The following is a 16,749-nucleotide window of genomic DNA, read 5'->3' on the forward strand; positions in this document are numbered from 1 at the left end:
GGAGCCCCAACATGACGCCTGAGCAACGCCGCCGCAATCGCCGCTTGGCCTTTATTTTGGTGCTACTGGTATGCGCCATTTCAGGGTGGGCGCTTTTCCGCGGTGCCTACCTACTGCGAGCGTGATATGGATAAAGACTTTCGTAAGATTGCACGCCGCAAACTGAGCTTATGGCAGACCCTAAAAGCGATTGCTTGGGGAGCCTTGGGATTGCGTCGTGGACAAGGCCATCAAGACGACATAAGCCGTGTTAATCCCGTCGTTTTAATCGTGTCGGCCTTGCTTGCTGCCTTGTTATTTATCGTCGTGCTAATTGCCATAGCTCGCTATTTGAGTCACTTTTATACCTAAGTCCACTGCTTGCGTCTGACGCAGCGAAGGAGCACAACATGAGTGTCGAGCCCCGAGTTGATGTTCGCCAAGCCCCCTACTATTACGTGCCTGGCTTATCTGCCCACCCTGTACGAGCTAGCCTTGCACTCGCCTTAATTTTGTTGGGGGCGGCGTTGTGGATCAATGATTACCTGCCTGGCTTTTACTTATTTTTGGTGGGTTTATTTGGTCTTTTCGTGGTGCTGTACCTCTGGTTCGGCGACGCCATACAGGAGTCTGAATCAGGCTTGTATGGCCAGCGAGTAGACTCCGCCTATCGCTGGAGCATGGCGTGGTTCATTTTTTCCGAGATCATGTTTTTTTCGGCTTTTTTCGGTGCTCTTTGGTACACGCGTGAAATTGCCACCCCCACCTTGGGCAATTTGGAACATCGGCTTTTACTTTGGCCCGATTTTCATGGCATATGGCCTAATCAGGGGCCGGGTAATGCCATCGCCCCCTTCGAAGTCGTAGGCCCTCTATGGCTACCAACCATTAACACCGCTCTACTGCTAAGTTCTGGGGTAACGCTAACCTTGGCACACTACGCCATACGAGCAAGTAAGCGCGTAGCCGCCATCGTCTGGCTGGCTATCACCGTCAGCTTAGGGTTCGTGTTTGTTGCTTGCCAAGCCTATGAATACCATCATGCCTATACCGAGTTGAATTTGAAATTCACCTCAGGTGCTTATGGGTCGTTGTTTTACATGCTCACTGGATTTCATGGCTTACACGTCATCATTGGCGCCACCATGCTAACCGTGATACTGATCCGCTTACTGCGCGGGCACTTTACGGCCAAGCATCATTTTGGTTTCGAAGGCGCTGCTTGGTATTGGCACTTTGTCGATGTGGTCTGGCTAGGATTGTATTTGTATGTGTACTGGTTTTAGCCGCTATGTTAATACCAGGCTACCCCCGTACCCGGTAAGTAACCTGCAAAATGCGCTAGCAATACCAACAAAAAGAGGGCAATCGATAACCCAACGCGCACTGCCAACGCATAAGCCATACGCGCACCGCCACTCTGGTCTTTAAGGAGAAAAAACAAAGCCACCCCTAAAGCAAGCACTATACCCAAGAAGACGAATAACACTGACCATTGCATCGTAATACCTCGCAGGGAGTAGGAATGGGACAGCCAACACCACACCGCAGTTTAACTATCTACCGCTTAAGCATCCTTGCCTTGGTGCTTCTCGCAGGGCTGTTCATTACTTTAGGTTTATGGCAAATTCAGCGTGGAGCAGAGCGCGAGCAGTTGGCCAGCGCGATGACTACCGGTCGTCATCAGGCTCCGTTGCTACTTGAACATCAACACGATTGGGAGAAGGCTCAACCATGGCAACCTGTGCAGCTCCGGGGTGTGTGGCGTAATGACTTAACTGTACTCGTAGAAAACCGCAATTATCAAGGTCGTCCTGGTTACTGGGTAGCGACACCTTTATTACTAAATACTCCAGTTGATACAAAGCGTGCCGCATTGGTCTTGCGAGGCTGGCTACCACGGTCTACCGAGCAAGCCATTAAAGTACCCCCTGCCGCAGAAGGCACCGTCTCGCTGGATGCAGAAATGTGGACGCATGTGCCACGGTTATATGAACTGCCCGGTACCAAACAGGCACGTCATGGTTTACCAGCCCAATTACCAGATACTAACGCCATGCCCCCGGTGGTACAAAACCTGGATGTAGCAGACATGGAGCAAGCCAGTGGATTGCTATTTCATACATCAGTACTAGCACAACTCAATCCCGCACCCCCCTTACTACAAGACTGGCCCACCCCCAACCTGAACTATCACCAAAACCGCGGTTACGCGCTGCAATGGTTTGGTTTCGCATTAATTGTTGTACTCGCCTGCTTCAGATTGCTCTACCGCCTACGACAAATACGTCGAGCATCTAGCTATGTCCACCCTTCCTCTATTGCCTATAAGGATCATTCGCATGGCCAGTCATAGCCCCACTATGCGCCGCAGTTTATGGCCTATTTATAGCATTATGGCCATTTGCCTAGCCCCTCTTCTGTTTGCATTAGCCGCCTACTACTTACCGGCTTTAGGCCTGCGCCCCCCTGGACAAAGTAATTATGGCCATTTGATTGAACCGCAGCGGCCCGTTCCGAGCGCGGCCGACTTAACCCTGCATACCCTACAAGGTGACAACTTCGACCTACAAAGCCTACGCGGGCAATGGGTCTTGCTGAACGTAGACTCAGGCGCCTGCCCCGAGAGCTGCGTACGCAAATTATTTATCTTACGTAACTCACACGCCAGCCAAGGTAAAAACGTAGGCCGCGTAGCGCGCGTCTGGTTAATTACCGATCAGATCACCCCTAGTGCACGTATTCAGCAGGCCTATCAGGGCACACACATGCTACGAGCCTCCACTGAGCAACTCCAGCACTTCTTGCCCCTGCCCCTCCACCACGATCACAACGTATCTGACTTACATGCGGGTATGTGGGTGATTGATCCCAACGGCAATCTAATGCTGATGTTTCCTCCTGATGCCGACCCCTTACGAGTTCGCAAAGATCTTAGCAAACTGTTGCAATACTCACGGATAGGATAGTTTTCATGGGTGCTATTGAACGGCGTTATCGCACGCTTGTGTATCTAACGTGGTTTTTAACGCTAGACCTCATTATGTTTGGCGCCTTCGTACGTCTGAGTGACTCGGGCTTAGGCTGCCCCGATTGGCCCGGCTGCTATGGCAGCATCAGCCCGTTTGGCGCTAGCCAAGCCATACACAACGCCTACCTTGAGATGCCATATGGTCCCGTAAGCTGGGTTAAGGCCTGGATAGAAATGGTGCACCGCTACGTCGGCGCTAGTCTCGGCCTACTGATTATCGCTATCGCCTGGATGGCATGGCGCCACAAAAAAGCGTTGCGGCAATCCGCCACACTGGCAACTCTCACACTGTTTACTGTTTGTCTGCAAGGAGCTTTAGGCGCTTGGACCGTCACCCACAAGCTTATGCCTATCGTTGTCACCACTCATCTGTTAGGAGGCATAAGCGTGCTGGCACTAATGACTTGTTTAGCCACGCGGGCCAGCCCATACCCAACACCCACAGCCGCCTCCAAAGCAATGCGTCCGTGGCTTATTGTCGCTCTTGGCTTGCTGATCATACAGATCGCTCTAGGTGGGTGGGTGAGCAGCAACTATGCAGCGTTAGCGTGCTTGGACTTTCCCACCTGCCATGGCAAATGGATACCCGAGATGGACTTCCAACAAGGGTATACCTTCTTGCGCCCTCTGGGCCTACAAGCCTCAGGGGAGCCTCTACCCCAAAACGCTCTAACTGCCATTCACTGGGTACACCGAAATACCGCATGGCTCGTGTTTTTGCTATTGGGAGTGAGTGCCTACCGACTGCTACCTGACCCCGCTCTGCGTCGCTACGCAGCCTTGGTGTTGGGGTTGCTGTGCGCCCAACTCATTACTGGACTGAGCACCATTTTTTTTCGTTGGCCTTTATTCATCGCCGTTTTACACAACGGGGGGGCCGCAGCCTTGGTATTAAGCTGCGTGACGATCTTAATTCGTCTCTCGTACCCCCCCTTATTTTTGCAAGGAAAGCGCTATGATGAGTCAGTCTCTCACCCCTCACTCCACTCTGCGCCAATACCTGGCACTGACCAAACCTAAAGTTACCCAACTGGCCGTATTCTGTGCCGTTATTGGTATGTTCTTGGCCAGCCCAGGCTTGCCCGACCCGGGAACAGTACTGGCAGCCACGGTTGGCATATGGATGCTTGCCGCCGCCGCTTTCGCGTTGAACTGTTTAATTGAGCGAGAGCTTGATGCACGTATGCTGCGTACGGCTAGGCGCGGTACGGCCAGCGGAACAATTAGCTCAAACCAAGCATTAGTATTTTCCATGCTGTTAGGCAGTGCAGGCATACTGATACTCCGTTATGGCGTTAACCCATTAACCATGTGGCTGACTCTAGCCACTTTTATCGGTTACGCCGTGGTGTATACCGTCATACTTAAACCCCTGACACCGCAAAACATAGTAATTGGAGGGCTTGCTGGCGCCATGCCCCCCGCACTAGGTTGGGCCGCCATTGCTAACCAAGTCCCAGCCCAAGCTTGGTTACTGGTGCTGATTATTTTTATTTGGACGCCACCGCACTTTTGGTCCTTGGCCTTATATCGCCGTCATGACTATAAAGAAGCCGGTCTACCTATGCTGCCGTTAACGCATGGGCAACACTTCACTTGTCTACATATTGTGCTGTATAGCTACGTTTTACTTGCTGCTAGCGTGCTGCCCTATATCATACTCATGAATGGCCTGCTGTATCTGAGTGCCGCATTAGCGCTAGGCCTACGCTTTATCTTTCTTGCCCACCAATTGTATAAAGACTATTCAGATACCTTAGCGCGTAAACTATTTCGATATTCAATTGTCTATTTAGCGCTGCTATTTGGAGCGTTGCTGTTAGACCATTGGCTGAATCCTCTCTTGTGACTAGTAACCCATCATGTTTAAACCTGCTGCCACCTTAATCAAACGCTGCCTCGCTTTAAGTGGCGTAGCGGTGCTTACCCTCAGTCTGAACGCTTGTAGCCCAGATCAACCCACCCTGCCTTTTAAGGGTAGCGATATCACTGGCTCGCATTTAGGCAAGGATCTCGACATGGTGGACACAGCAGGTCAGCCACGCAGTCTGAAAGACTACAAAGGTAAAGTAGTGGTGGGATTTTTCGGTTTTACACAATGCCCAGATATTTGCCCGACTGCCATGACGCAACTCGCACAAGCTATCGATTTACTGGGCCCTGATGCCAGTAAAACACAGGTTCTGATGATTACTGTGGACCCCGCACGTGACACACCAAATGTCTTGAAAGACTACGTACAAATTTTTCACGACGACTTCGATGGGCTGACGGGTTCGGAAGCACAGTTAGCCAAAACCGCTAAATCCTTTAAAGCTTTTTATGCACGTGCCCCTGGAGCAAAACCGGGGCAATACACCATGGATCACTCTTCCTCGTTTTACATCATCGATCCACAAGGGGAAGCACGCTCGCTACTACGAGGTGACGCCACCCCTGAAGAACTCGCCCATGATATACGTCTAGTGCTCCCTAACCCATAGCATCACCAGCTTACAGAGGCTTGTACTTAGTGCGGCATATCCGTACTGCGTGGCAATACTGGATCGGTGGGCGACATAGGCCCCACAAACTCCGATGCAGCACTAAGAGCCGTTGCCACTTGAAACACAGGCTTGTCAGTAGTAGGCTCAAACTTGCCTTGTTGATACTCGCGCCAGACCTCATAAGCTCGCTTGCGTTGCGCAGCGACTGCCTGCATTTTCTCTTTCAACAACGGATCCTGCTCCATTAGGGACTCAAAATCCTTGCCGTGCAGCATCAATAAACGGCTATAGCTGAGCGAGCGCACGGTTCCTTCAAGGTCTACCCCCGACAGCATCGTGAGCTCACCCACTGTATTACCCGTTCCAAGCTCTATCTGAGTACCATCAGGCAAATCCACTGATAAAGCCCCCGAGGCAATAAAATACATATTGTGCGTACTGCCCTGGCGCAAATGCACTTGCTGCCCCGGTAACGTTAGACGCGGCCTCATTTTTTTGAGCAAATGTTTAAGCGTTTCTGGCTTTACGCCTTGCAACATGGGTACCCGCTGAATGAGGTCTGCAGCGCTCATAATGAAGTCCACGTCGGGGCGTTTGCTCACGTATGACCACCGCGCATCGCATTCTCGTACCAACTCTACGTACAGTTCGCTGCTGATTAAGGCTTGCGACAACATGCTGCGATAGCGGCTGCGCTCTTGGGCTGCCACAATACGCGCCAAATAACGTTCTTGTAGCCAATGCGAAAAAGCAGGGTATTGCAGGCTCAAGGCGTGCAACGACACTTCCAACTGTTTAACCCGCAAATTATGTATTTCAAGTATGCGATCTGATGCCTCGTCGCCGAGTAAAGGCTTAAGTTCCGTATGGATGAATGCCGTCAAACGACGAGTAATCACCGACTTGACCATTAAATTACTGAAACGCTGGCCAAGTTCAAAAGCCAACCAAGCCTGAAAACCAAACAAGTAATGCAAACGCAATGCTACTCTGAAGCGATAGCTATAACGCATATCTCGCGCTATGGCGGCCTCGTAGCCAGCTATACCGCCACCCCGAACGGCATCTGCTAGGCTTTCGGCGCGGGCCAGCAAAGTTTCTGCACTTTTCCAATCAACTACTTGCGCGCTTAACTGCTCATAATATTTCTCAATTTCATGGGAGATCAACATTCCCATACCAATATTGATTTTTTGCTCTAGGGTAAGAGCCTGTATATGCGGCAGGGCCACGCTTGAACGAGCCGAATCAAATACGTTACTGACACGTTTAGTAATTGAATCGGGGATATTTTCGCTGTGAGCAAAGCCTTGGATACGTTCTTGTAAGTCATCGAGGGCCAACACCACCGCTTGATCACGTATGCTGCTTTCCACAGGACTTAGGCGGTCGAGCTTCAATGCTCGGATAAGCGGTCGCAGCGTCATACCATTGATGAATAATGTCATCAATACAAAGCCTGTCGCCGCCACCCCGATAAACTGCCGCATCTCATACGGTAAAGCCTGCTGTTCTGTCACCGCCAACGCCAAGGCAAGCGAGACTGCACCGCGCAAACCACCCCACAAGATCACCGTGCAATACGGAGCACTGACTTTATTACCGAAACGCGTACGGCCCAGCAAAGGTAAGACGCCAAAAACCATCACTGCACGAGCTAACAAGGTGACCGCAAACAACAAAACAATTAAAAACACCTGTTTCCAACTGATGTCAGCCATCAGTCGAGGAATCAGCATGGCGGCAAAAAGGAAAATGAGCGAATTGGCTAAAAAACCCATCTGCGTCCAAGAACTACGTAGCAGCTCAAAGGTTACCGGCGACATCCGCGTGCGCCCGTTAGAGCCCACTACCAAGCCAGCAATAACGGTAGCCACGACGCCCGACACCTGTAGATAATGCTCAGACACAAAATAAGAAAGATAGGCCAGTGCAATCGTTAATGTTACCTCTGCAGCGGGCCAGCCCCGCAAAACAATAAATAACTGATTGGCTAGCACCCCAAAGAAATAACCTGCCAAGCCTCCACCAAGGAAACTCACTAAAAATGTTTGTAAAACCAAAGATCCGGATAAATGGCCACCTTGCGTGAGCACCGCTAGTAGAACGGTATACAGTGCGATTGAAGCCGCGTCGTTAAAGAGCGCCTCACCTTCTACTAAGGTAGATAAACGCTTGGGCGCGCCCACCTCGCGAAAAACCCCTACAACAGCGATGGGATCAGTGGTGGCAACGATGGCGCCTAACAGCAAACATACCAACAGACCATAATGCGAGGCTTCGTTCAGGGCAAAACCCACGGCAAACGTACAGACCACTACTGCCACGACTGCCATCATTAAAATAGCGCCTACATCGTCCAGTAAACGCCGTAAATTCATAGACAGCGACGTCTCAAACAATAAGATGGGCAAGAACAGATAAAGAAAGGTTTCGGAGGAAATCTGAAAAGCCTGGAGAGTATTCAGAAAGTCGCCCAGCACTTTGGGTGCCCATTGGTGCAGGTGCAACGTCACCCCAAGAGCAAAACCGATAATTGCCAGTAATACAGAGTACGGTAACCGCAAGCGGCCGGCTAACACCGGCATAAAAGCAACCAGTGCCAGTAAACCAGCGACGCCAAAAACAAACTGCTCAATCTGCATTTTTTTCCTCCCACGCTCTACCATGGGCTGTAGCGGGACATAACCCTTAACGATAGCGACATAGAACTCAGAATAGCTCTGAGGCCTTCGCTATACCGTCGTATTCTATCGTGTACGTACGACAAGCTAGGGAAGGAAATGCAAAATATATAAAAAAAGAGGCACCTGAGTAACAGGTGCCTTAGAAAACATCCGCTTCAAAAGGGAGGGGAAGAGGAGAAGCAGAAGCGGACGATACACATCAACGTAATAATCAATGTGTATAAGGGTTAGTCCTCAATGCTTCAACTTAGTTCGCCTGATCTCCCGGCTAAAGTGTAACTGTTTTTTGCCACGCTTACGCCGCAGTGGCTAACGCTAAACGCAACTTTTTAAACGCCGCTGCTTCAATTTGGCGTATCCGTTCTGCCGAGACACCAAACTCGCCCGCCAAGTCATGTAAGGTGGCGGTGCCATCGTCTTGCAGCCAACGGGCACGTACAATCCGCTGCGAGCGTTCATCAAGCGCTTCCAGTGCGCTTTCCAGCCCACTGCTTTGCAAGTGATCGTTGTCACGTTGTTCAAGGACCCGTGAGGGCTCTAGATCGTCGTCAGATAAATAAGAAATAGGTGCGTAGATATCTTCGTCTTCGACGGGAGCATCTAAGCCCATATCGTGGCCTGACATACGCACTTCCATTTCGGTGACATCTTGAGGACGTACGTTTAATTCACGGGCAATATCGTCGATTTGTTCAGGGTCTAGGGTTTGACCATCTGGAGTCATGCGACGTAAGTTAAAAAATAATTTACGCTGTGCTTTGGTAGTGGCCACCTTAACCATGCGCCAATTGCGCACCACATATTCATGGATTTCTGCTTTAATCCAGTGCACAGCGAACGAAACCAGACGCACACCACGATCTGGGTCAAAACGCTTAACGGCTTTCATTAAGCCTACATTACCTTCTTGTATCAGGTCGGCATGCGGCAGGCCATAGCCTAGGTACTGGCGGGCAATAGACACCACCAAGCGCAAATGCGACATAATAAGACTACGGGCGGCTTCTAGATCATCGTGATCGCGCAAGTTACGTCCGTATTCTGCTTCTTGCTCGGCTGTCAGCATAGGCATACGCTGCACCGCGCTAATATACGCTTCTATGGTGCCCAAGGCGCCGGGGTTGGCGACGGCTGCGACAAGATCATTACTTGGCGCTAAGGCCACAGCTTGCGTGTCATATGTCATGGGCGATTCCTTATATTGTCAAAGGCTCTTGGGTACAAGAAATTAGACAATTGAACAGAGGATAACTTCTTGATTCTAGCACTCGTTGAGCATGAGTGCTAATCTTTAATACTGTGTTTAGATACAGCCACGGTAAAAAAGTTCAACCCATTTTTACGTTCGTCCAACCTAAGCTGGACGAACTTGCATTCTACCCAAGAAGTATTTACTTCAGATGACGGGCATGAAATTCCATATGATCTTGTATAAAGGTGGCGATAAAGTAGTACCCATGGTCATATCCTTCATGACGACGTAGCGTTAACGGCTGCCCCGCTTGCTGACACGCTTGCTCGAAGGCTTCGGGATATAACTGGGTGGGCAAAAAGTTATCTGCCAAGCCTTGGTCGACCAGAATTCCAGCAGGATAAGGATTGCGCACCTTGCTCATTAAGACACTGGCGTCATGCTCCGCCCATACCGCCTTGTCTGCCCCCAAATAAGTGCTAAAGGCTTTTTCACCCCAAGGGCATTGTAACGGTGCACAAATAGGCGCAAACGCGGAAACCGACTGATATTTTCCTGGGTGACGCAATGCCAATGTCAGCGCACCGTGCCCTCCCATCGAGTGACCAAAAATGCCCATGCGTTGACTGTCACCGGGCAACACTTGTGTCGCAATCTCGAAAAGCTCTTGCGTAACATAGCTTTCCATGCGGTAGTTTTGATTCCAACCAGGTTGGGTCGCATCCAAATAAAAGCCGGCTCCTACACCCAGGTCCCAATGATCAGTTTCACCTTCTACACCCGCACCGCGAGGGCTGGTATCCGGAGTGATTAACATCAAGCCGTGCTCAGCCGCATAACGTTGAGCACCCGCTTTAATCATGAACGTTTCTTCTGTGCAGGTCAGCCCTGCCAAGAAGAACAATACAGGAACTTTGCCCTGGCCCATTAAGGCGGCGCCACTTGTGGCATCTTTTTCTGCTTGTGCCTGCAATTGCGGTGGCAAATAAACAGAAAACCGCATAGGTAAACCTATGGCTTGCGACTCATGCTTGTAAAAACGCTGCCAACCATCAAAGCAACGGTGTTCGCTTAACAGTTCAAGACTGTGACTCATAATGACTCCAAAACAGGACTTGCTGATTAGGCCAGCTTGTCACAGGGTTGAGTAAATAGCGCCCAGAAAAGGCGCTAGGACTATGAGACAGATGTTGATGACGCCCACTCGCCCAGCGCCTGCCTGTCTACCTACTAATCAGTGCTTAAAATTCAACCACAGAACGAATTGATTCACCGCGGGTCATCAGGTCAAAGCCCTCGTTAATACGTTCTAAGGGCAGATGATGAGTAATCAAATCGTCAATATTGATCTTACCTTCCATGTACCAATCGACAATTTTAGGTACATCGGTACGCCCACGGGCGCCACCAAAAGCGGAGCCTTTCCAGACACGGCCTGTCACCAACTGGAAAGGACGAGTTTGAATCTCGGCCCCGGCTTCGGCAACACCAATAATGATGGACTGCCCCCAGCCACGGTGACAACACTCAAGTGCCTGACGCATCACTTTGGTATTACCCACGCACTCAAAGCTATAGTCAGCGCCGCCATCGGTAAGCTGAATAATATGGTCGACGACGTTTTCCACCTCGTTGGGGTTCACAAAATCGGTCATACCAAACTTACGCGCCATGGCTTCACGTTCGGGATTCAAATCGACCCCAATGATTTTATTCGCACCCACCATTTTGGCGCCTTGAATCACGTTCAAACCAATACCGCCCAAACCAAAAACCACCACGTTCGCACCGGCCTCAACATTGGCAGTAAACAGTACGGCCCCCAAGCCTGTGGTCACTCCGCAGCCGATATAGCACACCTTATCAAACGGAGCATCGTTACGGATTTTTGCTAATGCTATTTCGGGCACCACAATGTGATTGGCAAAGGTGGACGTACCCATGTAGTGATGCACCGGTTTTCCACCAATGGTAAAGCGCGAGGTACCATCGGGCATTAAACCTTTGCCCTGTGTAGCTCGAATGGCTGTACACAAGTTCGTCTTACGCGACAAACACGACTTACATTGACGACACTCAGGTGTATATAAAGGAATCACGTGGTCGCCGGGACGCAGACTGCTAACACCAGGCCCTGTCTCCAGCACGACACCCGCCCCCTCGTGGCCTAAAATCGCCGGGAACAGGCCTTCGGGATCAGCGCCTGACAAAGTGTAGAGATCAGTGTGGCAAATACCAGTGGCTTTGATTTCCACTAACACTTCACCTGCCTTCGGGCCGCTCAGTTCAACGTCCTCGATGGTGAGCGGCTCACCCGCCCTCCAGGCAACTGCTGCGCGTGTTTTCATGATTTCCTCCTGGTATGTGTTGCTGCAAAAATACTGATGATATAAGCCTAGAGCAATTAAATCTATATGCAAAAATCTACATATATGTATAAACATTTACTCGACATGCACTCATCATCAGTAACGCGACGACTTACCGGTAAGTAACACTCCAAGCCGCAGAAGGCCATATGCGCAGGTATCTACCCAACGCCCAAGCCAGCCTCGTCGCAACCAAACATCGGCCGCTACCTGACTGGCATGCGTACTTAGCTCATGCTCTAAAATGGTTCGTAATCGCCGCGTGAAGTCTGTATCGGCCAGCAACAAGTTTGCTTCACGTGCAAGTAAAAGGCTAAAAGGGTCTAGGTTGGACGAGCCCACCATGGCGTAGCCATCTATTACCGCCACCTTAGCATGCAGGTAGCTAGCCTGATACTCATAAAGCTCTAAACCATTATCTAACAGCTCTTGGTACAAGGCACAGCTAGCACGATACTGCCAAAAATATTCGGCATGCCCTTGCAGCAATAAACGTACACGCACACCACGTAGGGCCGCTTGTTTAAGTGCTTTACGCAAGCGACGACCGGGAAAAAAATAGGCATTCGCAATAATGACCTCTTCGCTGGCTTGCGCTAACAGGTGCAAATACGCGCGCTCTATACTCTGCCTATGGCGCACATTGTCGCGTAGCAACAGCGCCGTACGCCCTTCGGCTGTGACCTGCGACTGATAACGCATACGCAGGCGTTGCTGACGGCGCTGTGCCCAAAGCTGAAACCGCTGGGTGAACGTATCCCAATCGGTACGGCGACGCCACGACATACGTAACCACAGTGCATATTGGGCCCGTTCTAGCCCAGCAACAACCGGCCCAGTGCAGCGTACTGCAAAGTCAAACCGGGGGCTAGCTTGACCAGTAACATTGGGTACATCCTGAAAGTCATCCAGAATATTAATGCCCCCTACAAAGCCAATCGTCCCATCAATCACCGCTACTTTACGATGCAGGCGACGTAAACGGCGCAAGCTTAGCCAACTATCGCGCCACGCACGAGGAGGAGGACGGTAAATACGAAAACGCGCCTTCATCCGTGCAAACTGCTCCGCTAAGCGCGTTAAATCCTTAGCACTGCCAAAGCCGTCCACCACTACACGCACCCGTACCCCGCGCGCGCAAGCGCGTTTTAAGCTGTCCAGCACAGCCTGACCGGCGTGATCTAGCCTAAAAATATACGTTTCCAGATGAACACTGACCTGTGCTTGATCAATCGCTAAGCACAAGGCCGGAAAGAACTCACCGCCATTGTGTAATAGCTCCACCTGATTACCTGTGGTCCAGGATAAACGACGGAGCAACTTAGACATAGGCATACCGCCTTAGAAAATAAGCCGACGGGATTAAGGAAGTTCGAGTTCGGTCAGTATAGGTGAATGATCAGACAACTGCGTCCAAGGGCTGCCTTGCAATACCTTCGCATTACGAACAGCAAAGCCACGTTGGTAAACACGATCTAAGCGTAGCCATGGAAAAATCGAAGGAAAAGTGCGTGGCGGGGGCGTCATACGAGCCGCCCCATTAGCGCCCAGCTCAATGGCACTAGCGGCCTCGCCGGGTAACCCTGCACTGCGACTCGCTTTGAGCCAATTTAAGGGTGCCCGCAAGCGAAACCGCGAGTCATCTGGCCCCTGAGGGGAAAAAGAAAACACCTCGTACAGCCCCAATTGCTCAACGAAAATAGGGGCCAAACGGTTGTTCCAGTCGTTAAAGTCACCCGCAATAAGCAAGGGCTCATCATCGGGCACAATGCGTTTAATCCGATCTAGTAGTGCTTGCGTTTGCCGCGTGCGCCCGCTTTTAAACAGGCCCAGATGCACCACGATACAATGCACAGGTCGCCCGCCCACATCAATCACCGCATGCAACAGCCCTCGCTGCTCAAGGCGGTGATCGGAAATATCTTGATTTTCGTACTGCAGAATAGGGAAGCGCGACAACAAGGCATTCCCGTGATCGGTGTGTTGTCGCACTGCATTACAACCATACGCCGTATTCATGCATAGCGCAGCAGCTAGGGACTCGTGCTGCGCGTCAAGGTTACCGCGCAAGTCGTTTCGACCTTGCACTTCTTGTAAAAACAGAAGGTCCGGGGCCAGTCCGTACAGGCCCAGACGCAAGTCAGCTAATGAGTCACGTCCCCCCGTTGCTGACTTACCTTTGTGTATGTTGTAACTTACTACGCGGATAATCGACACCGGCCCTCCTGAATAAACAACTTACTTAGGCTCTACCGCTCGCAGACGTATATGCAGCTCACGTAACTGCTTTTCATCTACTTCGGACGGTGCCTGGGTTAACAGACACTGTGCACGCTGCGTTTTAGGGAAAGCAATCACATCACGAATAGAGTCGGCCCCTGCCATTAGGGTAACCAGGCGATCCAAGCCAAATGCCAATCCACCGTGTGGCGGGGCACCGTACTGGAGCGCATCTAACAAGAAGCCAAATTTCAGGTTAGCCTCTTCAGGACCGATCTTCAACGCATTAAATACTTTACTTTGAATCTCTGCACGGTGGATACGCACCGATCCGCCGCCTATTTCCCAGCCATTCAGCACAAGATCATAGGCTTTCGCTAAGGCTTGACTGGGATCGGTCTCAAGGTATTCCTCGTGGCCATCTTTAGGACTAGTGAAAGGATGGTGCGCAGCCGTGTAACGACCTTCTTCGGCGTCGTATTCAAACATGGGGAAGTCCACCACCCACAATGGCTTCCAGGATTTTTCTAATAAGCCCTGTTCGCGACCGAATTCACTATGACCAATCTTGATGCGCAACGCCCCTATCGCATCGTTGACCACAGAGGTTTTATCAGCGCCAAAGAAAATCAAATCACCATTTTGAGCACCGGTACGCTCGAGCAGTTTTTGCAAAGCATCAGTGTGAATGTTCTTCACGATAGGTGATTGCAATCCTTCAGGAATGGCGGTGATGTCATTGACTTTAATGTAGGCTAAGCCTTTAGCACCATAAATACCCACAAATTTTGTGTAGGCATCAATTTCACTGCGAGGCATGCTACCGCCACCTGGTACCCGCAATGCGACCACGCGTGAGCCAGGATCGTTAGCCGGAGCCGAAAACACCTTGAAGTCAACGTCCTGCATTAAGTCGGCCACATCAGTGAACTCAAGCTTAACGCGTAAATCAGGCTTATCTGACCCATAGCAACGCATGGCTTCGTGCCAGGTCATGGTGGGGAATGGATCAGGCAACTCGACCTGCTGCACCGTTTTAAAGATATGGCGCAGCATGGACTCGAAAATATCACGGATCTGCTCTTCGGTGAGAAAAGACGTTTCGCAGTCGATTTGCGTAAACTCAGGCTGCCTATCGGCACGCAAATCTTCGTCGCGAAAACATTTAGTGATCTGGTAGTAACGGTCAAACCCAGACACCATCAACATTTGTTTAAATAGCTGTGGTGATTGAGGCAGGGCAAAAAACTCGCCCGCATTCACACGCGACGGCACAAGGTAATCGCGCGCACCTTCAGGCGTGCTTTTGGTGAGCATCGGTGTTTCGATATCAATAAAGCCAAGCTCATCCAAAAACTTGCGTGACTCCATCGCGACGCGATAACGCAGCATCAAGTTGTTCTGCATTTGCGGACGGCGCAAATCTAGGACTCGGTGCGTCAAACGTGTGGTTTCCGACAGATTGTCATCATCGAGCTGAAAGGGAGGAGTCATCGAAGCATTTAAAATTTCGATTTCATCGCAAATGATTTCGATCTCGCCCGATTGCAAGTCGGGATTAACGGTACCCTCTGGCCTTGCATGTACTGTGCCGGTAATACGCAAGCAAAACTCGTTACGGATGCGCTCCGCAATCTCAAAAGCCTGAGCGTTATCGGGATTTACAACCACTTGCGCCAAACCAGCGCGATCACGTAAATCAATAAAAATTACGCCTCCGTGATCGCGGCGACGATGTACCCAGCCAAATAAAGTGACCGTCTGGCCCAGGTATGCTTTAGAAACCTCGCCGGTATAACACGTACGCATCTAGGATGACTCCGATATAAAGATAAAATTCAAATAGGCATGGAAGGTGGCGGCAAGGACTCATCTGCAAGCGCATCAACGCGCCCAGACGGGGCAACCACTCCCATAGAAACAATGTATTTAAGCGCAGCATCGACCGTAATGTCGAGCTTGCGCACATGGTCACGCGGCATCATTAAAAAATAGCCAGACGTGGGGTTAGGCGTAGTGGGCACGTACACACTGACATGCTCGCCTTCTAATAAATCCGCTACCGCTCCGCTTGGCGCGCCTGTCAAAAATGCAATTGTCCATGAGCCTTGGTGGGGAAACTGCACCAGCACGGCCTCGCGAAACGCTTGTCCATCAGGGGCAAGCACCGTATCACTAACCTGTTTTACCGAATTGTAAATAGAGCGCACTAAGGGAATCCGCCCTAACAGGGATTCCCAACGCTCTACAAAAGCACGTCCGATAAAATTGGCAGTGAATAAGCCCGTTGCTAATAATACCACTAGCACCAAAAGGATACGAAAGCCTGGGATGCTTAAACCAAATAATGCCTGCGAACTGAGAAACTCGGGCACGATTCCACCCAAGGTGTCGATAAGCAATACCAACACCCAAAGTGTAATAACCAATGGCACCCAGATCAGCAGGCCAGTTATTAGGTAGCGCTTAAAGAAACGCATAAAGCCTATATCCAATTAGGATGAAGAGCTAGTCGTGGAAGCAGGGCTACTGGCCGCACTTGAGTCGGCCGCCGGTTTTTTGGCATTATCACGGAAGTCTGTAACATACCAACCACTACCCTTGAGCTGAAAACCCGCCGCAGTCACTTGTTTGACAAAAGTGGGCTGACCACAAGCGGGGCAATCAACCAATATTGGATCTGACATTTTTTGCAGCACGTCTTTTTCATGCTGGCAAGCACTGCACTTGTAAGCGTATATGGGCACGACTCAATCCTAAAAAAAGCCGAAACGAATACACGGAA

Annotated in this window: 18 protein-coding genes; 8 read left to right on the plus strand and 10 right to left on the minus strand. The window is 50.7% G+C overall.

Annotation, left to right across the window (positions count from 1 at the left end; translation table 11 throughout):
- Positions 1–11 precede the first annotated feature (11 nt).
- The 3 genes from OSH01_RS16570 to OSH01_RS03510 are packed head-to-tail and all read left to right on the plus strand — an operon-like array spanning position 12 to position 1,265.
- The gene (locus tag OSH01_RS16570; protein WP_435574919.1) at positions 12–125 is read left to right on the plus strand and encodes a cytochrome oxidase small assembly protein; all 114 of its coding nucleotides are present in this window, start codon (positions 12–14) and stop codon (positions 123–125) included.
- 1 nt (position 126) lies between these two features.
- Positions 127–351, plus strand: a complete 225-nt coding sequence (locus OSH01_RS03505; protein ID WP_266122656.1) for a DUF2970 domain-containing protein — start codon at positions 127–129, stop codon at positions 349–351.
- A gap of 38 nt (positions 352–389) precedes the next feature.
- Positions 390–1,265, plus strand: coding sequence for a cytochrome c oxidase subunit 3 (locus OSH01_RS03510; RefSeq protein WP_266122657.1), 876 nt, complete (start codon positions 390–392; stop codon positions 1,263–1,265).
- An 8-nt stretch (positions 1,266–1,273) separates the two neighbouring features.
- Here OSH01_RS03510 and OSH01_RS03515 read toward each other — a convergent pair whose 3' ends face one another.
- Complete coding sequence (locus OSH01_RS03515; protein WP_266122658.1) at positions 1,274–1,480, minus strand: DUF2909 domain-containing protein; 207 nt, start codon at positions 1,478–1,480, stop codon at positions 1,274–1,276.
- Positions 1,481–1,504: 24 nt separating this feature from the next.
- Here OSH01_RS03515 and OSH01_RS03520 point away from each other — a divergent pair, with 24 nt between their 5' ends.
- From OSH01_RS03520 to OSH01_RS03540, 5 genes are read left to right on the plus strand one after another with little or no spacing between them, the layout of a single operon-like run.
- Entirely contained in the window at positions 1,505–2,335 is an 831-nt protein-coding gene (locus OSH01_RS03520) for an SURF1 family protein (RefSeq protein WP_266122659.1), read from the plus strand.
- On the plus strand, positions 2,322–2,948 hold the full coding sequence (locus OSH01_RS03525) for an SCO family protein (RefSeq protein WP_266122660.1): 627 nt from the start codon (positions 2,322–2,324) through the stop codon (positions 2,946–2,948). Before OSH01_RS03520 ends, OSH01_RS03525 begins: the two co-directional genes overlap by 14 nt.
- A gap of 5 nt (positions 2,949–2,953) precedes the next feature.
- The gene (locus OSH01_RS03530; protein WP_266122661.1) at positions 2,954–4,030 is read left to right on the plus strand and encodes a COX15/CtaA family protein; all 1,077 of its coding nucleotides are present in this window, start codon (positions 2,954–2,956) and stop codon (positions 4,028–4,030) included.
- Positions 3,966–4,859, plus strand: a complete 894-nt coding sequence (locus OSH01_RS03535) for a heme o synthase (RefSeq protein WP_376918080.1) — start codon at positions 3,966–3,968, stop codon at positions 4,857–4,859. Before OSH01_RS03530 ends, OSH01_RS03535 begins: the two co-directional genes overlap by 65 nt.
- A gap of 13 nt (positions 4,860–4,872) precedes the next feature.
- Complete coding sequence (locus tag OSH01_RS03540; protein WP_266122662.1) at positions 4,873–5,493, plus strand: SCO family protein; 621 nt, start codon at positions 4,873–4,875, stop codon at positions 5,491–5,493.
- A gap of 26 nt (positions 5,494–5,519) precedes the next feature.
- On the opposite strand, the gene OSH01_RS03545 is transcribed toward OSH01_RS03540, so the two are convergent.
- The 9 genes from OSH01_RS03545 to OSH01_RS03585 all read right to left on the minus strand — a co-directional run bounded on the left by OSH01_RS03545 (position 5,520) and on the right by OSH01_RS03585 (position 16,711).
- Complete coding sequence (locus OSH01_RS03545; protein ID WP_266122663.1) at positions 5,520–8,141, minus strand: cation:proton antiporter; 2,622 nt, start codon at positions 8,139–8,141, stop codon at positions 5,520–5,522.
- A gap of 337 nt (positions 8,142–8,478) precedes the next feature.
- Positions 8,479–9,369, minus strand: a complete 891-nt coding sequence (gene rpoH / locus OSH01_RS03550; protein WP_266122664.1) for an RNA polymerase sigma factor RpoH — start codon at positions 9,367–9,369, stop codon at positions 8,479–8,481.
- Positions 9,370–9,574: 205 nt separating this feature from the next.
- The gene (fghA, locus tag OSH01_RS03555; protein WP_266122665.1) at positions 9,575–10,471 is read right to left on the minus strand and encodes an S-formylglutathione hydrolase; all 897 of its coding nucleotides are present in this window, start codon (positions 10,469–10,471) and stop codon (positions 9,575–9,577) included.
- 145 nt (positions 10,472–10,616) lie between these two features.
- On the minus strand, positions 10,617–11,723 hold the full coding sequence (locus OSH01_RS03560; RefSeq protein ID WP_266122666.1) for an S-(hydroxymethyl)glutathione dehydrogenase/class III alcohol dehydrogenase: 1,107 nt from the start codon (positions 11,721–11,723) through the stop codon (positions 10,617–10,619).
- A 117-nt stretch (positions 11,724–11,840) separates the two neighbouring features.
- On the minus strand, positions 11,841–13,073 hold the full coding sequence (gene clsB / locus OSH01_RS03565; protein WP_266122667.1) for a cardiolipin synthase ClsB: 1,233 nt from the start codon (positions 13,071–13,073) through the stop codon (positions 11,841–11,843).
- Positions 13,074–13,106: 33 nt separating this feature from the next.
- Complete coding sequence (locus OSH01_RS03570) at positions 13,107–13,961, minus strand: endonuclease/exonuclease/phosphatase family protein (protein ID WP_266122668.1); 855 nt, start codon at positions 13,959–13,961, stop codon at positions 13,107–13,109.
- Between the two features lie 21 nt (positions 13,962–13,982).
- On the minus strand, positions 13,983–15,773 hold the full coding sequence (aspS, locus tag OSH01_RS03575) for an aspartate--tRNA ligase (RefSeq protein WP_266122669.1): 1,791 nt from the start codon (positions 15,771–15,773) through the stop codon (positions 13,983–13,985).
- A 29-nt stretch (positions 15,774–15,802) separates the two neighbouring features.
- Positions 15,803–16,444, minus strand: a complete 642-nt coding sequence (locus tag OSH01_RS03580) for a DUF502 domain-containing protein (RefSeq protein ID WP_266122670.1) — start codon at positions 16,442–16,444, stop codon at positions 15,803–15,805.
- A 15-nt stretch (positions 16,445–16,459) separates the two neighbouring features.
- A complete protein-coding gene (locus OSH01_RS03585) occupies positions 16,460–16,711 on the minus strand; it encodes an FmdB family zinc ribbon protein (RefSeq protein WP_266122671.1) in 252 nt (83 codons plus the stop codon).
- Positions 16,712–16,749: the final 38 nt, after the last annotated feature.

Source organism: Alcaligenes endophyticus (assembly GCF_026344035.1).
Lineage (GTDB): Bacteria > Pseudomonadota > Gammaproteobacteria > Burkholderiales > Burkholderiaceae_B > Alcaligenes > Alcaligenes endophyticus.